Below are 25,754 nucleotides of genomic sequence, written 5' to 3'. Positions count from 1 at the left end.
GGTGCTGGCCTGCGTCGCGTTCTGGGGCGTGTTCATCAGCGACACCGCGACGCGCGACTTCGCGGCAGGCTGCGACGACCTGGGCGCCGCCGTGCCGGGCGGCGCCCGGCGCCGCTTCCTGCGCCAGTTCCTGGCCGCCGCCGTGCTGGGCTGGATGTTCATGGGCATTGCCGCACTGCGCTGGCTGCCGGATGCGCCCGAGCGGGCGGCCGCGGTCGTGGGCGGCGTGGCGGCGCTCGCCGCCTTCGCCTCGCTGCTGGGCCTGCTGAGCCGCACGCCGCGCCTGTTCCTCGGCCTGTTCCTGTTCGGCCTGTACGTGGCGGTGAACGCACGCGGGATGCCGATGCTGGACGTGGTCGGCTTCAATGGCGCAGCGACGGCGCAGTCGGCAGGGACGATCCTGGCGGCGGGGCTGGCGGCCCTCGGCTTGGGCTACGCGTGGAGCCGGCGCAGCGCGTAAGCCGTTTGCGCAAGCCCGCGTCGCGGCCAAAACGACTTCACTATACTGGCACCTCGCGCATGGCAGAGGGGGCAATGCAATGTGGAAATCGAGCTGGGCAAGGTGGGCGGCGGCGCTGGGCTTCGCGCTCGGCGGCTTCTTCGACGGCATCCTGCTGCACCAGATCCTGCAGTGGCATCACCTGCTCAGCCTGGTGCGCGGGATCGACGACCTGCGCACCCAGGTGCTGTGGGACGGCTACTTCCACCTCCTGATGTATGCGGTCGCGCTGGCCGGCCTCTGGGGCCTGTGGCGCGCGCGCCAAAGCACGGGCGTGGCCTGGGGCTGGCCACTGGTGGGGGCGGTGCTGGCCGGCTTCGGCGCCTGGCACCTGGTCGACGCGGTGCTGTCGCACTGGCTGCTCGGCATCCACCGCATCCGTGTCGACAGCGACGATCCCTTGCTGTGGGACCTGGCCTGGCTGGCCGTGTTCGGCGTGCTGCCGCTGCTGGCTGGCTGGAAGCTGATGCGCCGGGGCGGGCCGGAGCTGCGCGGCTCGGCGGCCGCCATGCTGCTGCTCAGCGCGGCCACCGGCGGCGCCGGCGCCTGGGCCCTGCAGCCGCCTGACGGCCTGGGTTCAAGCGCCACCGTGGTCTTCCGTCCCGGCGCGACGCCGCGGGAAGTGTTCGCCGCACTCGACGCCGTCGACGGCCGCCTGGTCTGGAGCGACCGGAAGATGGCCGTGGTCGTGGCGGCGGTGCCGCACGCGCGGCGCTGGGAACTGTACCGGCATGGGGCCATGCTGGTGAGCGGCGCCGCCGTGCCGGCCGGCTGTTTCAACTTCAGCCGGCCCGGCTGATCACCAGACCGGCGTCGTGTGGCGCCAGGCCGGCAGTTCCTGCACCCGCGCGAACCACGCCAGGAGGTTGGGATAGGTCTCCAGCGGCAGGCGCGCCTGCACCAGGTACATCAGCGGGGCCGCCACCGCGTAGTCGGCCAGGGTCACCGTGTCGCCGACCAGCCAGCGGCGCTGCGCCAGATGGGCATCGGCCACCGCCGCCGCGCGGTGCAGGTCGGCGGCGCCGCGCGCCAGCTCGACCGGGTCCGGCTGGCCGCCTTCGACGATCCGTTTCCACACGTTTTCCCAGGTGAGCACGCCCACCGCCGGCGAGAAATGCTGGCAGGCCCAGAACATCCAGCGGTGCACGTCCGCACGCGCCACCGGCGCTTGCGGGTAGATGGTCTGTCCCGGCGTCCGGTCGGCCAGGTACTGCATGATTGCGCACGACTCCCACAGCACGAAGTCCTGGTCCACCAGCACGGGGACTTTGCTGTTGGGATTCATCTCCTCGAGGCGGCGGCGGTCGCCCTCGTTGCCCAGGTTGATCTCGACCAGGTCGAGGGCGAGGCCCAGGTGCTCGGCCGCCATGGTGACGCGGCGCGAATTGGACGACAAGGGATGGTAGTAGAGCTGCATTGCTGTCTCCTTCAGGTTGGATGCAGCAATGCTAAGCAAAGGCGCTGACAGATCCTGTCAGGAGTGTTCCTCGATGCCGCACTCCTGGCGCCACTGGCGCAGCAACTGGTGGCGCGGCGTCGGATAGCGTTCTCCGCTCGGCTCGGCCTGCACGATGCGGTCGATGCGGAAGTGGCGGATCGCGCCGCGCAGTTCGCACCACGCGGCCAGCACCCGGCGTCCCTGGAAGAAGGCCAGGGCGAAGGGCCAGACGATGCGCTGCGAGGCCGCGGCCTGCTCGTCGCGGTAGTCGATGCGCAGCTTGCACTGGTGGCGGATCGCTTCGCGCGCGGGCTGGATGAAGGGATCGGGTCCGGTCGGCTCCGGCCCGGCGGGCACCCACAGGCTGGTGTCGGCCATGTGGTCGCGCAGGTCGCGCGGGGTGGCGGTGGCGATCTTGGCCAGCGCGCGTTCGGCGGCGGTGCTCAGCGCGGCGTCGCCCTGGTGGCGCACCCAGCGCGCGCCGAGCACCAGGGCTTCGAGTTCGTCGCTGTCGAACATCAGCGGCGGCAGGAAGAAGCCGGTGCGCAGCATGTAGCCGACGCCGGCCGAGCCCTCCACGGGAGCGCCGAGCTGGGCCAGGGCCTTGATGTCGCGGTAGATGGTGCGCTCGGACACGCCGAGCTGCTCGGCCAGCGCGCCCGCCGTCACGGGGCGCCGGTTGCCGCGCAGCGCGTCCATCAATTGGAAAAGGCGTCCTGTGCGGCTCATCGTGCTCCTGTGCGTGGCGGGGAGCGAAGATGATATCGGTCTCGCCGCGGCTGGGCAAGAACTCAGCAGCGCAGAGCCAGGTGCCGGTCGATGAGTGGCGCCACCTGCGCGGCGAAAGCGCAGCCGACATCGTGTTCGCCATGGGGAAAGACCTGCAGTTCCGCCTGCGGCAGCAGGGAGGCCAGGCGCTCGCCGGCCCGAAGGGGACTGATCGGATCGGCGTCGCCCCACAGCAGCAGGGCCGGAATGCGCAGCTCGGGCAAGCTGGCGCTGAGATCCTGCCGGTAGCTGGCGAACCAGTCCGGCAAGCCGGGATGGGCGGCGCGGATGGCAGGGCGCCAGTCCTGGGCGCCCAGGGAGTCCATCGGCAAGCCGCCGGACGTCGCGGTCAGCACCAGGTGGGTGATGAGCTCTGGCTTGCGCAGGCTTGCCAGCAGGGCGACGACGCCGCCCATCGATTGCGCGACCAGCGCGCTGGGTCCGTCGATCCGGTCCAGCAGCCTGGAGGCCAGGTCGTCGAGGCCGCGAATACCTGGGTCGGTTGGCGCGCCGCCGAAGCCGGGCCAGCTCACGTGCACCTGCCGCGCGGGGTGGGTCAGCAAGCTTGACGCGGGGCGCCAGAACTCCGTCCGGCCGAGCGCGCCCGGCAGGAAATACAGCGTGGAGGGCGCGCCCACTCAGCCGGCCAGGCGGCCGAACACTTCGCGCGCCGCCAGGCCGCCGCCGCCGATCAGCAAGGCGAAATACAGGATGGTGAGGACATTGCTGATGTGGCCCAGCAGCACGCACACGCCGTCGCGCTGCAGCAGGCCGATGGCGAAGAACAGCAATGCCACTGCCGGGAAGGTGTTGCTGAACGGGATCAGGCCGAAAGGCATCATCAGCAGGACCGCGCCCAGGATCAGGGCCAGGTTGTTCAGGTGCTGGATGGGACCGTCCTTCACCAGCCAATGGATGCGGTCGGGACGGCTCACCTTTTCCAGCTTGTACAGCAGGGGCAGGGCCTTGCGCAGCACCGGGCGCAGCTTCTTGGTGGCGATATGGCGGTGCTTCAGGCTGGACGGAATCCACAGCTCGCGCCCGAACAGGCGGCTCACGCCGATCAGGAGGATGGCGGCGCCGAACACCGTGCTCACGCCTGGAATGGAAATCGGGATCAGGAACACCAGGGTCAGCAGGGCGGTCAGGATCAGCAGGCCTTCGCTGCCGACACGGTGGATCAGGTCGCTCAGGGTGATGCCGGTGGGCGGGAGGGAGCGGACCAGGGAGCGGAGCTTCTGGGAAAGCGGTTCAGCGTGCATTGCGTGGACTTCCGTCGTGCTTTATCGGGTTCATGGGGCCGGCCATTGCCGGGGCGTGCGCGCTCCGGATTGCCGGCCGACAGTATAGTGGAGCAGGGCCCGGGAGCGTGTGCACGCTTGGCCACGGCGTCACGAAAACCACACAAACGGTGTCAAAAAGGACAGGGGCGCATCACTGCCACAGCGAGCGCCACCAGCTGGTCTTGCCGCGCAAGTCTTTCAAGGTCTCGAAGGGCGTGGCCTCGAAGCTCGTGTCGTCCTCGTCGTGGCGGTAGCCGGAGAATTCCTTGGCGAGGATGAGCGGGATGTCCATATGATAATGGCCCTCGAAGTTCTCGCTGTCCATCGGCTCCACCTGCGCCAGCAATTCGTGCACGCGCGCCGGCACTTGCCCCTTGCAGAAGATGTTCTCGGGATCGTCGTCGCTCTCGTAGCGCACTTCCCACACCTGGCGGCCGTCTTCCCACAGGGCGCTGGCGACGAAGCCGACGTGTTCCTCGATGTCGCAGGACAGGGCCTGGCAGGCGGCCGACAGCCTGGCCATGCTGTCGGCCCGGATGATGCGGTGCCCGCAGCCGCGCGCCGCGACCAGGAAGCCGCCGTCCGGCAGCGGATGGGCGACGACGCCTTCGAAGGGATAGCTGCTTTCTTCGTCCGTATGCGCCAGCTCCAGCCGGGACAGGACCTCGTCCGGCTGCAGCCCCTTCACGGCGACCCAGGACAAGGCGATGCCCATCAGGCGTGCCCCTGCTTCCCGGCCGCCGCCAGGCCAGGCCAAAAGATGGATGTTGTTTTCATCGCTACAGCATAGCGAATCCCGCGCACCGGAAAATACGCGGTTTGTCACGCCTACTGGGCCGCGATCTGCTGGAGCAGGTAGAGGCGCTGGTACAGCCCGCCCTCGATCCGCATCAGTTCCTCGTGCGGCCCCGCTTCCGCGATCCGGCCGTGGTTCAGCACGATGATGCGGTCCGCCTCGCGGATGGTGGACAGGCGGTGCGCGATCGCGATGATGGTCACCTTGCCGCGCAATTCCTCCAGCGCCTCCTGGACGACCTGCTCGGTGGCGCTGTCGATGCGCGAGGTGGCTTCGTCCAGCAGCAGGATGCGCGGCTCGCCGGCCAGCGCCCGCGCGATCGCCACCAGCTGCTTCTGGCCCGAGGACAGGCGCGAGCCGCCTTCGCCCAGCTGGGTTTCGTAGCCCTGTTCCAGCGCCGCGATGAAGCCATGCGCATGGGCGGCGCGCGCCGCCGCCTCGATGCGCGCCATCGGCAGGCCGCGGCCCATGTCGATGTTCTCGCGCGCGCTGGCGGCCAGGATGAAGGGGTCCTGGGGCACCAGGCCGACTTCGTTGCGGAAGCGCTCGTTGCCGATGCTCGCCAGCGGCAGGCCGCCGATCTCGATGCTGCCCTGGTCCGCGGTGTAGTAGCGCAGCAGCAGCGAGAGCAGGGTCGACTTGCCGCTGCCGGTATGGCCGACGATGCCGAAGAAGGCGCCTTGCGGGATGTCCAGCGACAGGTCGTGCAGCACCGGCTGGCCCGGCACGTAGGCGAAGCCCAGGTGGCGCACCCGCACCGCGGGCGCGTGCGGATCGGCCGAGGCCTGGGTGCCGGTGCGCCCTAGCGCATGCTCCGGCGCGCCTTCCTCGTCGAGCAGGGCGGCCACGCGCGAGGTTGCGACCACGGCCTGCTGCAGGCCGCTGAACTGCATGGTGATCTGGATCAGCGGCTCGACCACGCGCGCGATGTAGCTGATGAAGGCGTACAGCACGCCGACTTCCACCGCGTTCATCTGGCGCTGGCCGAAGCCGTAGATGACCACCGCCAGCAGCACCACGTTGAGCAGGTCGAGCGCGGGACGCAGCAGCAGGGCGTTGGCGCGCAGCTCGGCCAGGCGCGCGGTGTAGTGGGCGCGGTTGGTGCCCAGGAAGCGCTCGCCGAAGCGCGCCTCGGCATTGCTGGCTTGCAGGACGCTCATGCCGCCGATCGACTCGGCCATCTGGCCGTTGATGTCGCTGCGCAGCGCGCGCGCCTTCGTCACCGCCGGCGCCGACAGGCGCTGGTAGAGCCAGACGATGCCCAGCACCGCCGGCACCAGGGTCAGCACGATCAGCATCAGGCGCCAGTCCAGCCAGGCCATCGCGATCATGGTGCCGACCAGGACGATGCTGCTGTCGAGGATCACGAACAGCACCTGGATGTACAGGGTCTTGACCGCCTCGGTGTCGTTGGTCACGCGGCTGACCAGCTGGCCGGTGATGGCGCGGTCGAAGAAGGCCATCGGCAGGCGCAGCACGTGGCCATAAACCCATTCGCGCAGGCGCTGCACCGAGCGCATGGCCACGCCCGAGAGGCGGATCAGTTGCAGGTAGCGGATCCAGGACGACAGCCAGCCTGTCACCACCAGGCCGCCCAGCAGCAGGGCCATGCGCGGCCAGTCCAGCGCGCGCGGCAGCAGGTGGTCGTCGATCAGGGCCTTGCCCATGATCGGGCCGACCACTTCGAGCAGGGCCGCCAGGGACAGCCACAGCACGGCCCAATACAAGTGGCGGCGCTCCGGGTCGGCCGCGCGGCGCAGCAGCCCGAAGGCGCGCCTGGCCTGCACGCGCATGTCGGTCGCTTTCGTGTCAGCTGGCTTCAAGGCTGGCCTCCAGTTGCTGGTAGCGCCACTGGCTGGCATACCAGCCATCCAATGCGAGCAGTTCGTCGTGGGTCCCGGCTTCGACGATGCGGCCGTCGCGCAGGACGATGATGCGGTCGGCCCCGACCACGGCCGACAGGCGGTGGCTGGCGATGATCGCCGCCCGCTCCGGCCTGGCCTGGCGCAGTTCGGCCAGGTGCTCGAGGATGCGGGTCTCGGTGCCGGTGTCCACCGCCGACAGGGCGTCGTCGAGCAGCAGCAGGGCGCTGTCGGCCAGCAGCGAGCGCGCGATCGCCACGCGCTGGCGCTGCCCGCCGGAGAGGGTGATGCCCTTTTCGCCGACCGGGGTGTCGTAGCCCTGCGGGAAGCGCAGGATGTCGTCGTGGATCGCGGCCATCTTCGCGGCGTGCTCGATCTCCGCGCGTGAAGCGCCGGGCCGGGCCAGCGCGATGTTCTCGGCGATGGTGGCCGAGAACAGGAAGGATTCCTGCGGCACCCAGCTGGTGGCCGCACGCAGCGCATTCAAACGATACGCCTCCAGGGGCTGGCCGGCCCAGGTGACGCGGCCCGCCTGCGGAGTGGCCTGGCGCAGCAGCACCCGCAGCAGGGTCGACTTGCCGGCGCCGGTCGGGCCGACCAGGCCCAGGGTCTGGCCCGGTTCCAGCGTGACCGAGACCTTGTCCAGCGCCGGCTTCTCCTGTTCGTGATAGGCGAAGCTCACCTGGTCCAGTTTCAGGGCGCCCTTGCCGACTTCCTCCAGCGTCCCCTTGTCCTCGACCGTGAGCGGAGCGTCGAGCAGGGGCTGCAGGCGCGCCAGGCCGGCGCGTCCGCGCTCGACCAGGGACAGCACCCAGCCGGCCGCGAACATCGGCCAGATCAGCTGGCCCAGGTACATCGTGAAGCTGGTGAGCGCGCCCACCGTCAGTTCGTTCTGCCACACCAGGTAGCCGCCCAGGCCGAGGGTCAGGCCGGTGGCGGCGGTGAGGGTCAGGCCCACCGCCGGCTCGTAGGCCGCTTCCCATTTCTTGGCTTCCAGGCTGGCGGCCGAGGCGTGGCCGGCCAGCTCGGCGAACTGCTGGGCGCTGCGCTGTTCCAGGCCGAGCGCGCGCAGGGTGCGCACGCCGGACAGCGATTCCTGCACGTGGTCGTTGAGGCTGGAAAAGCGCTTGAGGGCGTCGGCTTCGGCGGTGTGGATGTGGCTCGAGATGCGCCAGAAGGCATAGGCCATCAGCGGGAAGGGCAGCAGGGCGATGGCGGCCAGGCGCCAGTCCACGCCCAGGGTCATGATGCCCAGCACCATGAGCAGGGTCAGGGTGCCGTCGAAGCCGGCCAGCATGGCTTCGCCGGCCGCCATCTCGATGGCGTCGATGTCGTTGGTGGCCAGGGCCATCAGGTCGCCGGTGCGCTGGCGCTGGTAGAAGGCCGGGCCCTGGCTGGACAGGCGCGCGTACAGGCGGGTGCGCAGCTCCACGCCCAGCTTGTAGGCGGCCGAATACAGGCGGATGCGCCAGCTCACGCGCAGCACGTAGATCGCGACACCCAGGCCGAGCAGCTGGGCCAGGCCCACCAGCAGCGCGTGCTGGTCCAGGCTGTGCGCGGCCAGGCCGTCGATCAGGGCGCCCACCTTGCGCGGAATGAGGATCGTGCACAGGGCCACGCCCGCCAGCATCACCGCCGACGAGGCATAGGATTGCCAGTGCCGGCGCACGAAGTCGCCGATCAGCCTTGCCAGACTCATTGAAATTCCTAGAATGCTGCCCGAAAAACAAAAGCGGGCCGAAGCCCGCTAGTGTAGTAGGTTTGCAAGAGCGCTGCAGCGCCGGTCGCGTCCGCTTTTACTTGCGGCGCTTGCCGCCCTGGGCAGGCGCCGGCTCGATCTTCGGCAGCTCGACGGCGTCGTTCTCGGGGACCGGCGCGGACAGCGGATGCGGCACCACGGCGGCCTTCGGCACACCCTTGCCGGCCGCCTTGGCGATCGGCTTCGGTTCGGCCACCGGCGCCGGTTCGTCGACCACTTCGATGGTCTCGGCGACCACGGCCGGTTCCTTCGATTCGATGTGTTCCTGGACGTAGGCGGCCAGCTCTTGCGCCTCCGCCTTGACCGGTTCGGCGATGGTCTCGGCGACGGCCGGCTGGACCGCCTCGGCCAGCGCGGCCGCCGGGGCTTCCGGAGCTTCCGGCACTGGGGCGGGCAGGGCCGCGGGAGCCTGCGTACCGCGCACGGCATAGGACTGGGCGCCGCTGGCAATGCTGAACAGTTCGCGGCCATAGGTGAACAGGCTGCGGAACTGTTCTTCGGCGTGGCTGCGCAGGGCCTGCTGCAAGGTCGGCAAATCCTGCGGGCTGGTGGCGGTGAACAGCTCGCGCACGGCTTGCGAGGAGCGCTCGACCGAGTCGCGCGAGGTGGAGATGTTCAGGGCAAGGACCCGGCTGGCGTTGTCGAGGGCTTGCTTGGTCACGGAACGGAACAGGGCAAATTGCGCCTCCAGCTGGGCGGTGCGTGCTGCGGTCAATTGCTCGGGAAGTGAAGTCATGTGATTTCCTTGTCGGTCAAATTATGGCGCACTGCAATATATCTAGTGTATCCACGATTTGGCGGTGTTGCAACGCACAATATCAAGGTATTTGCTATGGGTAATATTGCGAAGCAGCATGTATTTTTCATATGCATTAAATCAGCTTCAGCTCTGCTGCAAAATCGCTACAATCGGCTATCCCAAGAGAAGGAGTGAGCATGGATCTCGTGATTCGCAACGCTACCTTGCCGGACGGCAGGACTGGTATCGACATCGGCATCGACCAGGGCCGTATCGCCGTCCTGGAAGCCCGGCTTCCCGCCAAAGGCGCCAGCGAGATCGACGCCGAGGGCGACCTGGTCAGCCCGCCTTTCGTGGACGCCCATTTCCACATGGATGCCGTGCTCAGCTACGGCCTGCCGCGCGTGAACCGCAGCGGCACCCTGCTCGAAGGGATCCAGCTGTGGGGCGAGCTCAAGCCCCAGCTGACCCAGGAGGCGCTGGTCGAGCGCGCCATGCGCTACTGCGACTGGGCCGTGGCGCGCGGCCTGCTGGCGATCCGCACCCACGTCGACATCTGCGACGACCGCCTGCTGGCGGTGGAAGCCCTGCTGGAAGTGCGCCGCCGCGTCGCGCCCTACCTCGACCTGCAGCTGGTGGCCTTTCCCCAGGACGGCGTCCTGCGCAGCCCCACCGCCTTCGCCAACCTGCGCCGCGCCATCGCCATGGGCGTGGACGTGGTGGGCGGCATCCCGCACTTCGAGCGCACCATGGCGCAGGGCGCGGAGTCGGTGCGCCTGCTGTGCGAGTTCGCGGCCGAGCAGGGCTTGCGCGTGGACATGCATTGCGACGAGAGCGACGATCCGCTGTCGCGCCACATCGAGACGCTGGCCCAAGAAACCCTGCGCCTGGGCCTGCAGGGCAGGGTGGCGGGCTCGCACCTGACCTCGATGCACTCGATGGACAACTACTACGTGAGCAAGCTGCTGCCCCTGATCGCGGAAAGCGGCGTGGCCGCGATCGCCAATCCGCTCATCAACATCACCTTGCAGGGCCGGCACGATACCTATCCCAAAAGAAGGGGGATGACGCGGGTGCCGGAACTGCTGGCCGCAGGGGTTGACGTTGCCTTTGGTCATGACTGCGTCCTCGATCCCTGGTACGGCATGGGTTCGGGGGACATGCTGGAGGTGGCGCACATGGGCCTGCACGTAGCCCAGATGACGGGGCTGGAGGCAATGCAGCAGTGTTTCCTGGCGGTGACCGAGACGCCGGCCCGTATTCTCGGTCTTGAAAACTATGGCTTACGGCCGGGTTGCCATGCCGACCTGGTCGTGCTCGATGCGGGCTCGACAGTGGAGGCGATCCGGCTGCGGGCGGCCCGTCGCCTGGTGCTGCGGCGCGGCCGGGTGGTGGCGGAAGGGCCGCGCGCGCACTCGCGCCTGATCTTGCCAGAAAGGCCAGGACTTGTCGATTTCCGCCAGGAATCACGATCTGCGCACGATACGTGAAATTCCCGGCAGTTTGGTGCAGAATAGGCGGCTTTCCTGTTCGGTAACCTCCGCTGACTGCCGTGAAAGACATCCAGATCCGTCCCGCCCAAGAAGCCGATTTCGAGGCGATGTGGAGCATCTTCTGCGCCCACGTCGCCCAAGGTGAAAGCTATACGTTTACGACCGCCACGTCGCGCGAAGCCGGGCATAATTACTGGCTCGGGCCGGGCGTGCAAAGCTATGTGGCCTCCCTCAACAATACGCGCTTGCTGGGCATGTACCGGCTCGTGCCGAACCAGGCCGGGCGCGGCCATCACGTGGCCAACGCCTCGTACATGGTGAGCCCGTCGGCGCAAGGCGTCGGCGTGGGGCGCATGCTGGGCCAGCACAGCCTGGACGAGGCGCGCCGCCAGGGTTACCTGGCGATGCAGTTCAACCATGTGGTGAGCACGAATACCGCCGCCATCCGCTTGTGGAAGCGGCTGGGGTTTTCGATCGTCGGCACCTTGCCCAAGGCGTTCCGCCACAAGCGGCTGGGCTATGTCGACGCCTATGTGATGTACCAGTTGCTCCAGGACCCGGACCACTGGCCGACAGCAGACGAATAATGGAAATACTGCGCACCGAACGCTTGCGCCTGCGCACCATGCAGGAAGACGACGCGAATTTCTACCTGGAATTGGTCAACGATCCCGATTTCATCGCGCACATCGGCGACCGCGGCCTGCGCACCGTGGACGACGCCCGGCGTGCCTTGCGCGAGGGGCCGCTCGCCATGCACGCGCTGCGCGGGCACTCGCTGTATGTGGTTGAGAGGCTCGAGGATGGCGCGCCGGTCGGGCTGAGCGGCCTGATCAAGCGTGACAGCCTGGAAGACGTCGACATCGGCTACGCCTTCCTGCCGCGCTGGCGCGGCCAGGGCTATGCGCTGGAAGCGGGGCGCGGCGTGGTGGGTCACGCGCGCGCCCTCGGCATTCGGCGCCTGGTGGCCATCACCTCGCCGGCCAATGCGGCCTCGATCGGCCTGCTGCTCAAGCTCGGCCTGCGCTTCGATCGCCAGGCCAGCCTGGCGCCCAGCGAACCCGCGGTCAACGTCTACCTGGCCCAGCTGGCGCCGCTGGACGCATAGAAGGCTGCGCCGACGTCCAGCACGGCGATGTTAGGATGGCGCTGTCGCCAACCATCGCATGCACAGGAACCGATGCCGAACGCCGAGCCCGCTCCCAACGCGCCTTTCTTTATCGTCCTCAATGCCGGTTCGGGCCATTCCGAAACCGAGCTGCGCCGTTCGACGATCGAGGACGTGATTCGTGGCGCCGGACGCGTTTGCCACCTGGAAGTCGTCGAGGAGCCCGAGCACCTGCAGGACATCGCGCGCAACATGGCGGCGCGGGCCCAGGAAGCGGGCGGCATCCTGGTGGCGGCGGGCGGCGACGGCACCATCAACACGGTGGCGCACGAAGCCGTGCTGGCCGGCTGCCCTTTCGGCGTGCTGCCGCAGGGCACCTTCAACTATTTCGGCCGTACCCACGGCATCCCCGAAGACCTGGCCGAAGCCGTCTACGCGCTGCTGCGGGCGCGTGTGGAACCGGTGCAGATCGGCGTGGTCAACAACAAGATCTTCCTCGTCAATGCCAGCGTCGGGCTCTACCCCAGGCTGCTGGAAGAACGCGAGCACGACAAGCGCCAGTTCGGGCGCAGCCGGATCGTCGCTTTCTTTTCGGCGATCAAGACCGCGCTGCGTCCCTACCGCCACCTGCGCATCGAACTGGAACTGGAAGGGCAGGTCAAGCGCCTGCGCACTACCACCTTGTTCGTGGGGAATAACCGGCTGCAGCTGGAACAGGTGGGCATGGAAGGCTTGACCGAGGCGGTGGAGGAGGGGCAGCTGGTGGCGCTGGCGCCCAAGCCGATGGGCAAGCTGGGACTGCTGGCGCTGCTGGTGCGCGGCCTGTTCGGCAAGCTGGGCAGCGGCGACGTGGTGGCCTTCGCCTTCAAGCGCATGAGCGTGCGCACGCCCCGGCTGTACGGGCGCAAGCGCATGAAGGTGGCGACCGACGGTGAAGTGACGAAGATGCCGATGCCGCTGGAGTTCCGCGCCGTCGAAGGCAAGCTGGCCTTGCTGGTGCCGGGACGGTCGCGCGCGGCGACGCGTCCCGTGGCGGGTGAGACCGCGGTTACCTGACCCGGATCAGACGCAGCCCGTAGATGTCGAAGCGGTTGGACGGACCTTGCGTGCCGCCCGCCGCGCTGAAGCTGCGGTTGCTCTCCAAATAGCTCATGTTGTAGAAGTCGCTCAGCTCGGCGCGGTAGCTGCCCTTGGCGAGAGTGGCCCCGAGCGGCGTCGAATACACCGTCGGCGTATTCGCCTTGGCCAGCGGCGCATGCGGCAGCTGGACCACGCCCTGGGCGACGACCTTGCCGCGCGCATCCTTCACGGCCAGCCACTTCACCCCGCCGCTGATGCCCAGGTTCACCTGGTTGGCCGCGTTGTGGTAGCGGACCTGGACCTGGTACAGGCCCGGCCGCGTGACCCTGATGCGGTCGACGGCGAAGCGGTCTCCGGGCTGGCCCCAGTTCGCCAGGTGCGGCGCGGCGAAGCGCGCGTTCGGCGGGCTGGGTCGCAGATTGGACTGGATGCGCGCATCCGGCACCTTGATCTCGATGCCGGAATCGACGCAGCGCGGGACGCTGTGGTGGCTGGCATTGCCCGAATCCGGGAAGCGCGCTTCGACCGCATAGCAGGACGTGGCGCCGGCTTGCCGGTCCACCCAGCTGCCGGCCGGCAGATCGCTCGCAACGAGCTGGCCGTCGCGGTAGACGCTGTAACGCGCTTCGCCGCTGCCGCCGAAACGGAGGGTGGCGTGTCCGCCCCTGGCCTGCAGGCTGGTGATGACCGGATCTTTCGGCGCGAAGGTGGTGCTGGTTTCCGCATACGGATCGGCATTCACGCGGCGGATGCCGCCCTGGCCCGGCACCAGCCCGCCCAACACGATCTCGATTTGATTCGTCTCCTGCAGCTCCGCCAGGCGCAGCGTGTTCGCGGCGGGCTTGCCGTTCACCAGGATGCGTTCGACCGCGTAGTGGCCGTCTTCGCGGCTCGCGGGCGGCAGCTGCAGGCGCACGTCGATACGGCGGCCATGCAGGCGCAGCTCGCGCAGTGCGATCTCGCTGGAGGCGCCGAACATCTCGCGGCGCAGCTTGGCCGTCACGAAGGGCTGGAGTGCGATGCCTTCGTCCGTGGCCGACACGCCGAACACGTTCTGCACCACCATGCCCAGGTAGGCGCCCACCGACCAGAGCTGGCGCCGGGAATTGATGACCGGTCCGATCAGGGAAGGGTTCTTTTCGTCCAGCAGCAGCGGCTGGCCGGAGAGCCATTCCAGGTTCTCCATGTTCGACATGTTCAGGGCAGCGCCGCGCATCAGCGAATCGTAGGCAGCATCGGCCACCGCGGCATTGCCGCCCCGGACCGCCGCACGCAAGCCGTAGGCCGTCACGAAAGGCCACAGCGCGCGGTTGTGGTAGACCGGCATGCCTTGCTGCTGTGGCCAGATCACGGGCGCGCCCATCGGGCTGTGCGGATAGCGCGCCAGGATCGATTGCGCGCGCCGTTCGTCCGCCACGCCGCTGACGATGGCCAGCGCCTGGCCAAGCCAGTCGAACTTGTGCATCGGCGCGCCGTCGAAGTGGGCGGCGGTGAGGCTGCTGTACATGCCCGCGTCGTCCAGCCACAGGCGCTCGTTGATCGCGCGCTTGAGCGCATCGGCCCAGCCGTCGTAGCGCTGGCCGCGCGCCGCATCGCCGTGCTCGCGCGCCAGGCGTGCGGCCAGGCGCAGGGCCTGGTAGTGGCCCACGTTGGTCGACAATGCCTTGGCGCTGGCCATGGAGGCAAGATCGTTCGGGATCCACGCGGCATAGCTCTGGTCGCGCCAGTCCAGGAAAGATTGCTCGCCCGTGTACAGGCCGGTGGTCGCATCGAAGGCGGCCAGGCGGTCGTTTTCCAGGGTGTTGACGAGGGCCTTGAGCGCCTTCTGCGCAAAGGCGGGACGCTCGGCGGCGGGCAGGGTGCGCAGCACCTCTTCGGCCGCGAAGGCCCAGGTGACGCGGTCGGTGCTGACCGGCCAGCTGCCGCCGCTGCCGGTGTCCTGCACGACCTGCAGGCCGTCAGGGCTGCCGGCCACCTGCGGCGCCTTCGCTACCCCGGCGCGCCAGCCCGAGAGCTTGAAATCGAGCGAGTTGCGCACCCGCTGCGGATCGAGCAGGGCCAGGCCCAGGTCGGCCGCATACGAGAGGTCGCGGGTCCACACGTAATGCCATTTCTCGCCGGTCTCGAAGCATTCGCAGGGGACCGGGGCGCCGCCGTTGTAGTTGCCGTCCTTGATCTGGCTGACCGAATCCAGGCGCATCTCGGCGCCGGCCAGCGCGAACAGGGCGTCGAAGGCCAGGTTCCCGCTGCGCACGCGCGGCAGGCCGGCCTGTTCGCTGTATTCGCTGGATTGCGGGCCGGGGTCGCGCAGGCTCATGGTGGTCGAGTGGGCGTAGCGGCGCAGCGGCGCGCCGGCGTCGGGCGTCGAGAAGCGCGCGCTTTCCTGCTTGCCGTCCCAGGTCGGCCAGGTGAGCGCCGCCACCGCTTCGCGGCCCGCGTGCGGATCGGCCGCGGGACCTGCCTGCGCGGTCTCCAGGCGCTCGACGCGCAGCTTGGGCGCCTTTGCATCCGAGGCGTCGACGATGAAGCGGTAGGTGCCGGTCCGGCGCACGAACAGGTAGTCCTCGGGACCCGGCTGGGTCTCCAGCACATAGGCCGTGCCGGGAGCGACGGTCACGCTTTTGCCGGCGTCCGCCACCCATTCCGCGCTCCAGTCGCCGCTGCCGACCTTGAAAGCGTGGTTGCCGGGACTGACCAGGATATCGGCCTGGTAGATGCCATTGCCCTTGTGGACCAGGGCGTTGTCGGTGCCCCAGCCGTTGAAGGCGCCGCGGATGTACAGCTCGCGCGGCGCATCGGCCAGGGCGCCGCAGGAGGCGGACAGGGCGGCAAGCGCAAGGATGTGCCGTTTCATGGGGCGCCTTTCAGTTCCAGGATCACGGCCGCACGGGCCGGCAGGCGCAGCTCGCTGCGCAGGTCGAACACCTTGCCCGTCAGGACGTCCGTGCCCGAGGCCACGCCGTGCAGCATCTCGCGGAAGCGCTCCACGCCGAGCACCATCTCCTTCGGGTTGTTGTTGAGGGCGACCAGCACTTTCTTGCTGTCGTCGTAGCGGAACCAAACGTAGGTATTGTCGCGCGGGCCGTAATGCATCATCTTCCCGTGATGGATCACCGGCTGGCCCTTGCGCCAGTTGACCAGCTTGCGCACGAAGTCCTGCGCCTCGCGCTGCCGCGGCGTGAGACCCTTGCCGGAGAAAGCGTCGATCCTGTCGCCCGCCCACCCGCCCGGGAAGTCGGTGCGGTAGCTGGCGTCGTTGCGCTCCCTGGTGGCGCTGGTCTTCAGGATCTCGTCGCCGCTGTAGAACTGCGGGATGCGCGGCATGGTCATGGTGAACACCAGGTCCATCTTGACCTTGTCCAGGTCTTCGCCGACCACGCTGTACAGGCGCGCCAGGTCGTGGTTGCCGGCGAACAGGACCAGGTTGCCCGGTTCCGGATACAGGTAGTCGAGCGAGAGGGTCTCGTAGACCTCGTTGAAGACATTGTGGCCGTCCTTGCCGGCGAGCGCGCCGCGCATCGCTTCGGCCACCGGGAAGTCCATCAGGCTCGGGGTGGAGGCGGTGTAGCCGTCGAAGTTGGCCTTGCCGCGCTGCCAGCGCGCCACCACCGGCACCTTGGTGCTCCATTCCTCGCCCACCAGGTTCAGGTTCGGGTATTCCGCCATCACGCGTTTCGTGTACTCGCTCAGGAAGGCGCTGTCGGAATAGCCGAAGGTGTCGATGCGCAGGCCCGACAAGCCGGCATACTCGATCCACCAGATGTTGTTCTGGATGAGGTAGTTGGCCACCAGGGGATTCGACTGGTTCAGGTCCGGCATGGACTCGACGAACCAGCCGCGCGTGAAGTTGTCGGCGTCTTCCTTCGCGGCGTAAGGGTCCTGCACGGCGGTGCGGTGGTGCGCGGTGGGCACGAACTTGCCGCCGTAGTTGACCCAGTCCGGCGTCGGCAGGTCCTTCATCCACCAGTGGTGGCTGCCGATGTGGGACAGCACCACGTCCTGGATCAGGCCGATGCCGCGCTGCTTCGCTTCGCGCGACAGGCGCACGAAGTCTTCGTTGCTGCCGTAGCGCGGGTCGATGCGGTAATGGTCGGTGGCGGCATAGCCGTGGTAGGAGTAGGCCGGCATGGCGTTCTCGACCAGGGGCGTGGGCCACAGCTGGGTGAAGCCCAGGCCGGCAACGTAATCCAGCTGCTTGACCATGCCCGCGATGTCGCCGCCGTGGCGTCCGCCGCCGTTCTTGCGGTCCAGCTTGTCGGCCAGGCCGGCCACGCTGTCGTTGGCCGGGTCGCCGTTGGCAAAGCGGTCCGGCATCACCTGGTAGATCGCATCCTTGCTGCTGAAGCCCTGGCGGGTGCGGGAGCCTGGCTCGCGCGCCAGCAGGCGGTAGGTATAGCTTGCCGTGCGGCCGGCGCCCTTGAGCGCGATGTCGAAGCTGCCGGGGCGTGCGTCCTCGCTCACCACCAGGTCGATGAACAGGTAGTTCCGGTTCGGGACCCGGGTCACCTGGGCGATGCGCACGCCGGGATAGGAGAGGGCGGGTTCCAGGTCGGCGATGCGTTCGCCGTGGACCATCAGCTGCAGCTGCTTGCTGTGCATGCCGGCCCACCAGAAAGGGGGCTCCATGTGGTCGATTGCGGGGGATTGGGCGTGGGCGGCAAAGGATGCGCCGAGGAGGAGGGTGGCGAGAAGCTGTCTCATGATGAGGGGGCTTCCATCCCGGCATCTCGCACCGCTTCAGTAGTCAGACTACAACAGCAGGGCAGGCAAATGAAGGAATGAGAGAGCCGCGCATTGTTGTGTTGCTATGAGAATACTATAGAAACCGGGCCTCTCAAACCCATTGACTGACACGAGATCTAGTCAAAGTACATGTCTTCTTAACAAAATCGAGACGCCGACCGGCTTGTTTAGGGATTTTGACGAAACAGATGCACCGAAGCGGTGCAAAAAGATAACAAAATGCAATTAAATCGTGCGTTTGTAGTCGTACTACAGCGGTCTGTATGCCCCGTTGTAGCCCAAATACAACGATCAACCCCCTATTTTCAGGCGTATTTTTGAAAAACATGCCAATATCGTAGTAACAAGCAACTCCCGTTGACAGTGCATCTAGTTTTAATACACAATCGTTATCAGAACGACTAAAGCCGTTTGCTTGAGGCTGCCGTGCTGGTAACTGTCGCGCTGTAGTTTCGGGAAAAAAATTATTGGTTCTGATCAGTGAGGGGACAATGAAGATTTTCGCAACCAAGCGTGCCGCCTCGGCCCGCTCCGCATTCCAGCTCAGCCCGGTTGCCGCCGGCTGCGCCGTATTCTTGTCCGCGCTCGCGGGCAGCGTCTACGCACAAGAGACCACCGGCACCACCAACACCGCCCCGGCAGCCGCTCCGGTTGTCGACCAGGCAGCTCCGGCCGAGCCGGTTGCAAAGGGTGTGTCGACCGTGACCGTGACCGGTATCCGCCAGGGTATCGAAGCGGCCATCTCCATCAAGAAGAATTCCACCTCGATCGTTGAAGCCATCTCGGCCGAAGACATCGGCAAACTGCCTGACCAGAGCGTCGCCGAGTCGATCTCGCGCCTGCCGGGCGTGTCGGTCCAGCGTGGCCGCAACTCGGGCAAGGCCGCCGACATCTCGGTGCGCGGCCTGTCGCCGAGCTTCAACGGCACCCTGCTGAACGGCCGCGAAATGGCCTCGACCGGCAACGCCCGTTCGCCTGAGTTCGACCTGTTCCCGGCCGAACTGATGGGTTCCATCGTCATTTACAAGACCCCGGACGCCGCAGTCGTCGGCCAGGGCCTGGCGTCGACCATCGACCTGCGCACCGTCCAGCCGCTGGACTTCGGCAAGCGCGTCATCGCCGCCAACTACAAGAAGAGCCGCCTGGGCGTGAAGCAGCGCGACGGCCTGCCGGAAGGCGACGGCAAGCGTCTGTCTTTCTCGTACATCGACCAGTTCGCGAACCGCACCATCGGCGTGGCCTTCGGCGTGACCTCGTACGAGGAAACCGGCGGCGCCCAGTCGAAGTTCAACTCGTGGGGCGGCTGGGCCGCCGACTTCCAGGATCCGCGCGATCCGGCCAACCCGAACGCCAAGGTCAAGACCCCAGGGGGCTTCGGCTTCGACACGGAAGTCAACAGCCATGAGCGCGACGGCGCCTTCGCCTCGCTGCAGTTCCGTCCGAACCGCAACTTCAAGTCGACCGTCGACATGTTCTACTCGGCCGGCGAGACCGCCCAGAAGAAGACCGGTATCGAAGCTGCCGTCGGCGGCAACAGCGCCGGCACCTACGACCCGAACGGCGTGATGACCAACTACGTCATCAACAACGGCGTCGCCACCAGCGCCACCATCAGCAACTGGGTCGGCGTGGTGCGTAACCACTCGGAAGGCGCGGAAGACGACCTGAAGAGCATCGGCTGGAACAACGAGCTGAAGATCGGCGACTGGACCACCGCGGCCGACCTGAACTGGTCGAAGGCCACCAAGCAGGCTTCGCGCTACGAAACCTATGCCGGTATCCCGGGCAACGCCGCCAAGGACACCATCAGCTACAGCGGCTTCGACGGCGCCAACTTCACCGACGTGAAGTACACCCCGGGCATGAACTACGCTGACCGCAGCGTCGCACGTCTGACCGACGTGATGGGCTGGTCGGGTGGCGTCACGTCGCCGCAGGCCGGCTACCTGGCCATGCCGTACGTGGAAGACGAAGTCAAGGCACTGCGCCTGAGCGCCGGCCGCGACGTCGAGTGGGGCCCGATGGTGCGCACCACCTACGGCTTCAACCATAGCGCACGCGACAAGTCGCGTTCGGGCGACGAAGGCCGCCTGGTGATCAAGGGCGGCGATCCGTACGGCGCAGCCACCATGCCGGGCAGCGGCACCACCATGGCCGGCAGCTCGGGCATCATGGTCGCCTCGTGGGATCCGCGCGGCTCGCTGGGCAGCATCTATGAGCTGGCCAACAAGGTCGACGCCGACATCTACAACAAGTTCTGGGATGTGAAGGAGCGCATCAACACCGCCTACTTCAAGGGCGATGTCGAGGGCGAACTGTTCGGCCTGTCCTACCGCGGCAACGTCGGCATCCAGGCGATCCACACCGAGCAGACCGGCGGCGGCTATGCCATCGACCGCGCTCGCTGCACCGGCAACACCGCGGCGACCTGCCCGGCCCAGCGCGTCGAGGAAACCGACAAGTACTGGGATGTCCTGCCGAGCATGAACCTGTCGTTCGACCTGAAGAACGACCAGGTGCTGCGCCTCGGCCTGGCCAAGGTGGTCTCGCGTCCGAACCTGGACGACCTGCGCGCCGGCCAGAACTTCGCGCTGAACACCACCGGTCCGTTCCAGATCATGACCGGCAGCGGCGGCAACCCGTTCCTGAAGCCGTTCCGCGCCAAGCAGCTCGACCTGTCGTACGAGAAGTACTTCGGCAAGAAGGGCTACATCAGCGCCGCCGGTTTCTACAAGAAGCTCGACACCTACATCTACCGCGCTCCGCGTGCGTATGACTTCGGTCCGTTCATCACCCCGACCACCCCGCTGCCGGTCGGCGGTCCGTTCGCCGGTTCGGCCATGGGCCTGATGACCCAGCCGATGAACGGCGACGGCGGCAACATCTACGGCTACGAGCTGGCCGTGAACGTGCCGTTCGAGATGCTGACCAAGTACCTGGACGGCTTCGGTATCATGGTCAACCACTCGGATACCCGCAGCGGCATCGACCTTCCGGAGATCGGCTTCGAGAACGTGAACGGCGACATGGTCAGCATCCCGCTGCCGGGTCTGTCGCGCAAGGTGACCAACCTGCGCCTGTACTACGAGAAGAACGGCTTCCAGATCGCCGCCGCAGCGCGCAAGCGTTCGAACTTCCTGGGCCAGGTGTCGGACTACCAGGACAACGCGCAGCTGACCTTCATCAAGGGCGAGACCATCGTCGACCTGCAGGCATCGTACGAGTTCCAGACCGGCTGGCTGAAGGGCGCAAGCCTGTATGTCCAGGCGCAGAACTGGAACAACGCGCCGTTCCTGGAGTACACCGACAATCCGGACAAGCCGACCAACCGTGTGGATTACGGCCGTACCTACCACTTCGGCGTGAACTACAAGTTCTAAGCTAAACGCGGTACAGTAACAACCCCTGCCGGGCTTCAGCCTGCCAGGGGTTGTTTTTCTTGAATCCCGGGACATTCACATGCAACAGCAACCAATCAAGGACATCGTCATCGTCGGCGGCGGCACCGCCGGCTGGATGACCGCGGCGGCCCTTTCCACGGTCCTGAATGGCCGCTACAACATCCGCCTGGTCGAGTCGGACGAGATCGGCATCGTCGGCGTCGGCGAAGCGACCATTCCGATGATCCAGCGCTTCAACCGCGTGGTCGGGATCGACGAGAACGAATTCATGCGCGAGACGATGGGCAGCTTCAAGCTGGGCATCGAGTTCGTCAACTGGGGCAAGCTGGGCGACCGTTACATGCACGGCTTCGGGCGCCTGGGGCAGGACCTGGCGACGGTGCCTTTCGACCAGTACTGGCACAAGATGCGCCGCCTCGGCAAGGCCGCGCCGCTAGGGGAATACTCGATCACGCGCATGGCTGCCAACGCCAACCGCTTCATGCCGGCGCGCTTCGACGTGCCGAATTCGCCGCTGCGCGACATCACCTACGCCTACCACTTCGACGCCAGCCTGTACGCGAAGTACCTGCGCAAGCTGTCGGAAGCGCGCGGCGTGATCCGCATCGAAGGCAAGATCCGGCGCGCCACCGTGCGCGAGCCGGACGGCCACATCGACGCGGTGGAGCTGGAGAACGGCGCGCGGGTGGAAGGGGAGCTGTTCATCGACTGCTCGGGCTTCCGTGGCCTGCTGATCGAGCAGACCCTGGAGACCGGCTACGAGGACTGGACCCGCTGGCTGCCGGCCGACCGCGCGCTGGCCGTGCCGTGCGAATCGGCGCCGCAGATTACGCCCTACACGCGCTCGACCGCGCACACGGCCGGCTGGCAGTGGCGCATTCCGCTGCAGCACCGCACCGGCAATGGGCACGTGTACTGCAGCCGCTTCATCAGCGACGACGAGGCCGCGGCGACCCTGCTGGCCAACCTGGACGGCAAGGCGCTGGCCGACCCGCGCCTGATCAAGTTCCAGACCGGGATGCGCAAGCTCGCCTGGAACCGCAACGTGGTGGCGCTGGGCCTGGCCAGCGGTTTCCTGGAGCCGCTCGAATCGACCAGCATCCACCTGATCCAGTCGGGCATCCAGCGCCTGATCGACTTCTTCCCGGACCGCGGCTGGAGCGCCGTCGACCGCGACGAGTACAACCGCCAGTCGCGCTTCGACTACGAGCGCATCCGCGACTTCATCATCCTGCACTACCACCTGAACCAACGCACCGATGCGCCGTACTGGATCGAGTGCGCGAACATGGCCATCCCGGACACGCTGCGCCACAAGATGGACATGTACCGTTCGCATGGGCGCGTGGTGCGGGTCGATAACGAGCTGTTCTCGGAAGTGGGCTGGGTGCAGGTGTTCGAAGGGCAGAACATGCCGCTCGACCGCTATCATCCGCTGGTCGACACGCAATCGGAGGAGGATATCGCCGAGTATCTCGAGAGCGTGCGCGATGTGATCGCCAAGTGCGTGGGGGTAATGCCGACGCATGACGAGTACATCAGGAAGATGTGTGCGGCGAAGAAGATGTAAGCGGTTTATACGCTGATCCTTGAACGGCCGCCTGAGGGCGGCCGTTCTTTTTGCCTTCATGGTTTGCGTGCAAACTCGGCCGGAACCCGAGTTTCTCAGCGCACCGCGACCATTTCACTTAGTGTTGCCGCAGAGCATATCCCAAATATCCCGGCGTCCCACCCCCGGACCTAGTAAACTACCGCTTTAGCAAAAAGTTCAAGAAAGACCCCCATGTCCGACACCCCCCTCCCGACGTTTTCCGATCTCAACATCTCCGCGCCCGTCCTGAAAGCGCTGAAGGAGGTCGGCTACGAGACGCCGTCGCCGATCCAGGCCGCCACGATCCCGCTGCTGCTGGCCAATCGCGACGTGCTCGGGCAGGCCCAGACCGGCACCGGCAAGACCGCGGCCTTCGCGCTGCCTATCCTGTCGCGCATCGACATCAAGCAGGCCACGCCGCAGGCGCTGGTGCTGGCGCCCACGCGCGAGCTGGCGATCCAGGTCGCCGAAGCCTTCCAGAGCTATGCCGCCCACATCAAGGGCTTCCACGTGCTGCCGATCTACGGCGGCCAGAGCTATGGCCCGCAGCTGTCGGCACTGCGCCGCGGCGTGCACGTCGTCGTGGCCACCCCGGGCCGCGTGATCGACCACATCGAAAAAGGCTCGCTCGACCTCAGCCAGCTCAAGACCCTGGTGCTGGACGAGGCCGACGAGATGCTGCGCATGGGCTTCATCGACGACGTCGAGCACATCCTGCAGCAGACCCCGCCGGAGCGCCAGACCACGCTGTTCTCGGCCACCATGCCGCCGGCGATCAAGCGCATCGCCAAGACCTACCTGCGCGAGCCGGCGGAAGTGACCGTGGCCGCCAAGACCGGCACCGCCGAGAACATCACCCAGCGCTACTGGCTGGTGGCCGGCATGCACAAGCTCGACGCGCTGACCCGCATCCTGGAAGCCGAACCCTTCGACGGCATGATCATCTTCGCGCGCACCAAGCTGGGCACCGAGGAACTGGCTTCCAAGCTGCAGGCGCGCGGCTTCGCCGCCACCGCCATCAACGGCGACATGGCGCAGCAGCAGCGCGAGCGCACCATCGAGCAGCTCAAGAACGGCAAGATCGACATCCTGGTCGCCACCGACGTGGCCGCGCGCGGCCTCGACGTGGAGCGCATCAGCCACGTGATCAACTACGACGTGCCGTCCGACCCGGAAAGCTACACCCACCGCATCGGCCGCACCGGCCGCGCGGGCCGCAGCGGCGACGCGATCCTGTTCATCACCCCGCGCGAGCGCGGCCTGCTCAAGGCCATCGAGCGCGCCACCCGCCAGCCGGTGGCCCCGCTGGCCCTGCCGACCGTGAAGCAGGTGAACGAGGTGCGCATCGCCAGGTTCAAGGACCAGATCCGCACCACGCTGGCCGAAGGCGGCCTGGATGTGTTCCGTTCGCTGATCGAGGAAATCGAGCGCGAGGACAACGTGCCGGCGGTCGATGTCGCCGCCGCGCTGGCCAAGCTGGCGCGCGGCGACGAGCCGCTGCTGCTGGAAAAGCCGGACCGCGAAGCGCGTCCGCAGCAGGCCGAGCGCTTTGAGCGCACTGAGCGCACCGAGCGCGAGTGGGAAGAGCGTCCCGCGCGTCCCGCGCGCGAGCCGGGCTTCAAGAAGGAGCGCGTGGCGCGCGAGGCGGAGCCGGGCATGGCGACCTACCGCATCGAGGTGGGTTACGCGCATGGCGCGAAGCCGGGCAACATCGTCGGCGCGATCGCCAACGAGGCGGGCATTCCGTCCAAGCTGATCGGGCGCATCGAGATCTATGACGATTACTCGACCCTGGACCTGCCGGACGACATGACGCCGGAACTGGTGCAGCACCTGAAGGGCGTGTGGGTGGCGGGACGCCAGCTCCAGATCACCCGCGACGGCGAGGAAGCGCCGGCGCAGGCGCCGAAGAAGAGCTTTGCGAAGAAGGGTGTGGAGCGCCGCTTGTCCGAGAAGCCGGCGGGGAAGAAGCCTCACCGTAAAGGCAACAGCCAGCAGTAATCAACACTGTTAGCCCGTCGTTCCGGCCGCCGCCGGAACGACGTTTACGGGGTGCGGGCCGGAATGGGCGTTATTTGCTCTTCGCGACCTTGCTGCCCGCGACCTTCGTATCCCCCGGCGCAAACATCCACAGCAGCGCCTCGCGCAGTTCCCCCGCCCAGAACTTCTCGTTGTGCTCCGCCTCCGGCACGATCTTCAGCACCGTGTTCGCCGCCGGATGCCCGCTCTTGCGCACCACCTCGGCCATGCGCTGGACGTCGGTCACCATCTCCGGTCCTTCCCTCTCGCCCATCAGCATGAACACGCGCGCATCCTTCGGCACCGGATTCTTCGCCACGAAGTCGAAGGACGGCTGGGCGGTCCAGTATGCCGGCGAGAACACGCCCGCCTTGCTGAATACCTTCGGATACTGCACCAGCGCGTAGTGCGAGGCCAGCCCGCCCATCGAGCTGCCCATGATCGCCGTGTTCGCGCGGTCCGGCAGCGTGCGGTAGTTCTTGTCGATCAGCGGCTTGAGCGTCTTGACCACGAAGTCCGTGTACTCCTTGCCTTCCGCCGCGCCGAAACGCGGGTTGGTCCAGGCATTCAGCTCGGTCATGCGCTTGTCCTGGCCATTGTCGATGCCGACCACGATCAGTTCCAGCTTGCCTTCCTTCGCCAGCGCGTCCAGGGTCTCGTCCACCTTCCATTCGCCCGCGTAGGCGGTCGCGTCGTCGAACAGGTTCTGGCCGTCATGCATGTAGAGGACGGGATAGCGCTTGCTTGACGCCGCATAGCCCGGCGGCAGGTACATGCGGATCTGGCGCTTGCGGTTCAGGCCGGGCATCTCGAGCTGGTCGGCCAGCAGGCTGACGCCGGGCAGGGCGGTCGAGACCTTGGCCGGTTCGGGCTTGTCGGCGGCCAGGACGGCAGAGGAGGCGGCCAGGATGGCCAGGCTCAGCGGAACAGCAAGGGTACGGACGGATCGCATGCGTTGTCTCCTAGATGGGATTTCTTTTCTTGCTTAGTGTGTTGTTTAACTACACAGATGTGCATAATTACATCAGTGTGGTGTCAATTCTACTATGATGGCTCTTCGATTGACACCTAGAAATCACCATGTTATTTTGCTACAGATTCAATAGCCGGACTGTAGTTTGAGCACCGGCCCCACCATACACCGCACCACCTAGAGGAGAGCCCGCAAGCTTGCG

Annotated in this window: 19 protein-coding genes and 1 pseudogene; 9 read left to right on the top strand and 11 right to left on the bottom strand. The window is 66.9% G+C overall.

What is annotated here, in order from left to right:
- Together KBW95_RS17870 and KBW95_RS17865 are read left to right on the top strand one after the other, a co-directional pair.
- A pseudogene (locus KBW95_RS17870) lies at positions 1-460 on the top strand (hypothetical protein); the annotation flags it as partial.
- A gap of 79 nt (positions 461-539) precedes the next feature.
- Entirely contained in the window at positions 540-1,298 is a 759-nt protein-coding gene (locus KBW95_RS17865) for a DUF2243 domain-containing protein (RefSeq protein ID WP_211525472.1), read from the top strand.
- Here KBW95_RS17865 and KBW95_RS17860 read toward each other — a convergent pair whose 3' ends face one another.
- The 8 genes from KBW95_RS17860 to KBW95_RS17825 form a co-directional block, all read right to left on the bottom strand.
- On the bottom strand, positions 1,299-1,916 hold the full coding sequence (locus tag KBW95_RS17860; RefSeq protein WP_211528927.1) for a glutathione S-transferase family protein: 618 nt from the start codon (positions 1,914-1,916) through the stop codon (positions 1,299-1,301). It abuts the gene before it with no gap.
- A gap of 57 nt (positions 1,917-1,973) precedes the next feature.
- On the bottom strand, positions 1,974-2,666 hold the full coding sequence (locus KBW95_RS17855) for a YafY family protein (protein ID WP_211525474.1): 693 nt from the start codon (positions 2,664-2,666) through the stop codon (positions 1,974-1,976).
- A gap of 62 nt (positions 2,667-2,728) precedes the next feature.
- Positions 2,729-3,343, bottom strand: coding sequence for an alpha/beta fold hydrolase (locus KBW95_RS17850; protein WP_211528926.1), 615 nt, complete (start codon positions 3,341-3,343; stop codon positions 2,729-2,731).
- Entirely contained in the window at positions 3,344-3,967 is a 624-nt protein-coding gene (locus KBW95_RS17845; protein WP_211525476.1) for an exopolysaccharide biosynthesis protein, read from the bottom strand.
- A 172-nt stretch (positions 3,968-4,139) separates the two neighbouring features.
- On the bottom strand, positions 4,140-4,703 hold the full coding sequence (locus KBW95_RS17840; protein WP_211528925.1) for a hypothetical protein: 564 nt from the start codon (positions 4,701-4,703) through the stop codon (positions 4,140-4,142).
- Between the two features lie 113 nt (positions 4,704-4,816).
- A complete protein-coding gene (locus tag KBW95_RS17835) occupies positions 4,817-6,577 on the bottom strand; it encodes an ABC transporter ATP-binding protein (protein ID WP_211528932.1) in 1,761 nt (586 codons plus the stop codon).
- Between the two features lie 16 nt (positions 6,578-6,593).
- A complete protein-coding gene (locus tag KBW95_RS17830) occupies positions 6,594-8,345 on the bottom strand; it encodes an ABC transporter ATP-binding protein (protein WP_211528924.1) in 1,752 nt (583 codons plus the stop codon).
- Positions 8,346-8,442: 97 nt separating this feature from the next.
- Positions 8,443-9,141, bottom strand: a complete 699-nt coding sequence (locus KBW95_RS17825) for a phasin family protein (protein WP_211528923.1) — start codon at positions 9,139-9,141, stop codon at positions 8,443-8,445.
- Positions 9,142-9,341: 200 nt separating this feature from the next.
- Here KBW95_RS17825 and KBW95_RS17820 point away from each other — a divergent pair, with 200 nt between their 5' ends.
- The 4 genes from KBW95_RS17820 (at position 9,342) to KBW95_RS17805 (ending at position 12,801) form a co-directional block, all read left to right on the top strand.
- Entirely contained in the window at positions 9,342-10,634 is a 1,293-nt protein-coding gene (locus KBW95_RS17820) for an amidohydrolase family protein (protein WP_211525481.1), read from the top strand.
- A gap of 62 nt (positions 10,635-10,696) precedes the next feature.
- The gene (locus KBW95_RS17815; RefSeq protein ID WP_211525482.1) at positions 10,697-11,224 is read left to right on the top strand and encodes a GNAT family N-acetyltransferase; all 528 of its coding nucleotides are present in this window, start codon (positions 10,697-10,699) and stop codon (positions 11,222-11,224) included.
- Positions 11,224-11,745, top strand: coding sequence for a GNAT family N-acetyltransferase (locus KBW95_RS17810; RefSeq protein ID WP_211525483.1), 522 nt, complete (start codon positions 11,224-11,226; stop codon positions 11,743-11,745). Before KBW95_RS17815 ends, KBW95_RS17810 begins: the two co-directional genes overlap by 1 nt.
- 72 nt (positions 11,746-11,817) lie before the next feature.
- On the top strand, positions 11,818-12,801 hold the full coding sequence (locus KBW95_RS17805; RefSeq protein ID WP_211528922.1) for a diacylglycerol kinase family protein: 984 nt from the start codon (positions 11,818-11,820) through the stop codon (positions 12,799-12,801).
- On the opposite strand, the gene KBW95_RS17800 is transcribed toward KBW95_RS17805, so the two are convergent.
- Together KBW95_RS17800 and KBW95_RS17795 are read right to left on the bottom strand one after the other, a co-directional pair.
- Positions 12,794-15,679, bottom strand: a complete 2,886-nt coding sequence (locus tag KBW95_RS17800; RefSeq protein WP_211528921.1) for an esterase — start codon at positions 15,677-15,679, stop codon at positions 12,794-12,796. The two genes, KBW95_RS17805 and KBW95_RS17800, sit on opposite strands and share 8 nt — an antisense overlap.
- Positions 15,676-17,526, bottom strand: coding sequence for a glycoside hydrolase family 13 protein (locus tag KBW95_RS17795; protein WP_211528920.1), 1,851 nt, complete (start codon positions 17,524-17,526; stop codon positions 15,676-15,678). Before KBW95_RS17795 ends, KBW95_RS17800 begins: the two co-directional genes overlap by 4 nt.
- 533 nt (positions 17,527-18,059) lie before the next feature.
- Between KBW95_RS17795 and KBW95_RS17790 the strand changes: the two genes are divergently transcribed.
- From KBW95_RS17790 to KBW95_RS17780, 3 genes are all read left to right on the top strand, one after another.
- Positions 18,060-20,948 carry a TonB-dependent receptor gene (locus KBW95_RS17790; RefSeq protein ID WP_211528919.1) on the top strand — a complete coding sequence of 963 codons (2,889 nt, stop codon included), beginning with the start codon at positions 18,060-18,062 and terminating at the stop codon, positions 20,946-20,948.
- 79 nt (positions 20,949-21,027) lie between these two features.
- On the top strand, positions 21,028-22,539 hold the full coding sequence (locus KBW95_RS17785; RefSeq protein ID WP_211528918.1) for a tryptophan halogenase family protein: 1,512 nt from the start codon (positions 21,028-21,030) through the stop codon (positions 22,537-22,539).
- Positions 22,540-22,752: 213 nt separating this feature from the next.
- On the top strand, positions 22,753-24,561 hold the full coding sequence (locus tag KBW95_RS17780) for a DEAD/DEAH box helicase (RefSeq protein WP_211528917.1): 1,809 nt from the start codon (positions 22,753-22,755) through the stop codon (positions 24,559-24,561).
- Positions 24,562-24,631: 70 nt separating this feature from the next.
- Here the strand turns inward: KBW95_RS17780 and KBW95_RS17775 are convergent, their stop codons facing one another.
- Complete coding sequence (locus KBW95_RS17775) at positions 24,632-25,531, bottom strand: alpha/beta hydrolase (protein ID WP_211528916.1); 900 nt, start codon at positions 25,529-25,531, stop codon at positions 24,632-24,634.
- Positions 25,532-25,754: the final 223 nt, after the last annotated feature.

The sequence above is a fragment of the Massilia sp. ZL223 genome (genome assembly GCF_018119395.1).
GTDB lineage: Bacteria > Pseudomonadota > Gammaproteobacteria > Burkholderiales > Burkholderiaceae_D > Telluria.
The sequence above is the reverse complement of the archived record's forward strand: the minus strand, read 5'-3'. Positions and strand labels throughout refer to the sequence as shown.

Excerpts from the sequence above, each read along its gene's own strand:
- KBW95_RS17865 (WP_211525472.1), top strand. The coding sequence starts at position 540 with ATGTGGAAATCGAGCTGGGCAAGGTGGGCGGCGGCGCTGGGCTTCGCG.
- KBW95_RS17860 (WP_211528927.1), bottom strand. The coding sequence starts at position 1,916 with ATGCAGCTCTACTACCATCCCTTGTCGTCCAATTCGCGCCGCGTCACC.
- KBW95_RS17855 (WP_211525474.1), bottom strand. The coding sequence starts at position 2,666 with ATGAGCCGCACAGGACGCCTTTTCCAATTGATGGACGCGCTGCGCGGC.
- KBW95_RS17845 (WP_211525476.1), bottom strand. The coding sequence starts at position 3,967 with ATGCACGCTGAACCGCTTTCCCAGAAGCTCCGCTCCCTGGTCCGCTCC.
- KBW95_RS17840 (WP_211528925.1), bottom strand. The coding sequence starts at position 4,703 with ATGGGCATCGCCTTGTCCTGGGTCGCCGTGAAGGGGCTGCAGCCGGAC.
- KBW95_RS17835 (WP_211528932.1), bottom strand. The coding sequence starts at position 6,577 with ATGCGCGTGCAGGCCAGGCGCGCCTTCGGGCTGCTGCGCCGCGCGGCC.
- KBW95_RS17830 (WP_211528924.1), bottom strand. The coding sequence starts at position 8,345 with ATGAGTCTGGCAAGGCTGATCGGCGACTTCGTGCGCCGGCACTGGCAA.
- KBW95_RS17825 (WP_211528923.1), bottom strand. The coding sequence starts at position 9,141 with ATGACTTCACTTCCCGAGCAATTGACCGCAGCACGCACCGCCCAGCTG.
- KBW95_RS17820 (WP_211525481.1), top strand. The coding sequence starts at position 9,342 with ATGGATCTCGTGATTCGCAACGCTACCTTGCCGGACGGCAGGACTGGT.
- KBW95_RS17810 (WP_211525483.1), top strand. The coding sequence starts at position 11,224 with ATGGAAATACTGCGCACCGAACGCTTGCGCCTGCGCACCATGCAGGAA.
- KBW95_RS17805 (WP_211528922.1), top strand. The coding sequence starts at position 11,818 with ATGCCGAACGCCGAGCCCGCTCCCAACGCGCCTTTCTTTATCGTCCTC.
- KBW95_RS17800 (WP_211528921.1), bottom strand. The coding sequence starts at position 15,679 with ATGAAACGGCACATCCTTGCGCTTGCCGCCCTGTCCGCCTCCTGCGGC.
- KBW95_RS17795 (WP_211528920.1), bottom strand. The coding sequence starts at position 17,526 with ATGAGACAGCTTCTCGCCACCCTCCTCCTCGGCGCATCCTTTGCCGCC.
- KBW95_RS17790 (WP_211528919.1), top strand. The coding sequence starts at position 18,060 with ATGAAGATTTTCGCAACCAAGCGTGCCGCCTCGGCCCGCTCCGCATTC.
- KBW95_RS17785 (WP_211528918.1), top strand. The coding sequence starts at position 21,028 with ATGCAACAGCAACCAATCAAGGACATCGTCATCGTCGGCGGCGGCACC.
- KBW95_RS17780 (WP_211528917.1), top strand. The coding sequence starts at position 22,753 with ATGTCCGACACCCCCCTCCCGACGTTTTCCGATCTCAACATCTCCGCG.
- KBW95_RS17775 (WP_211528916.1), bottom strand. The coding sequence starts at position 25,531 with ATGCGATCCGTCCGTACCCTTGCTGTTCCGCTGAGCCTGGCCATCCTG.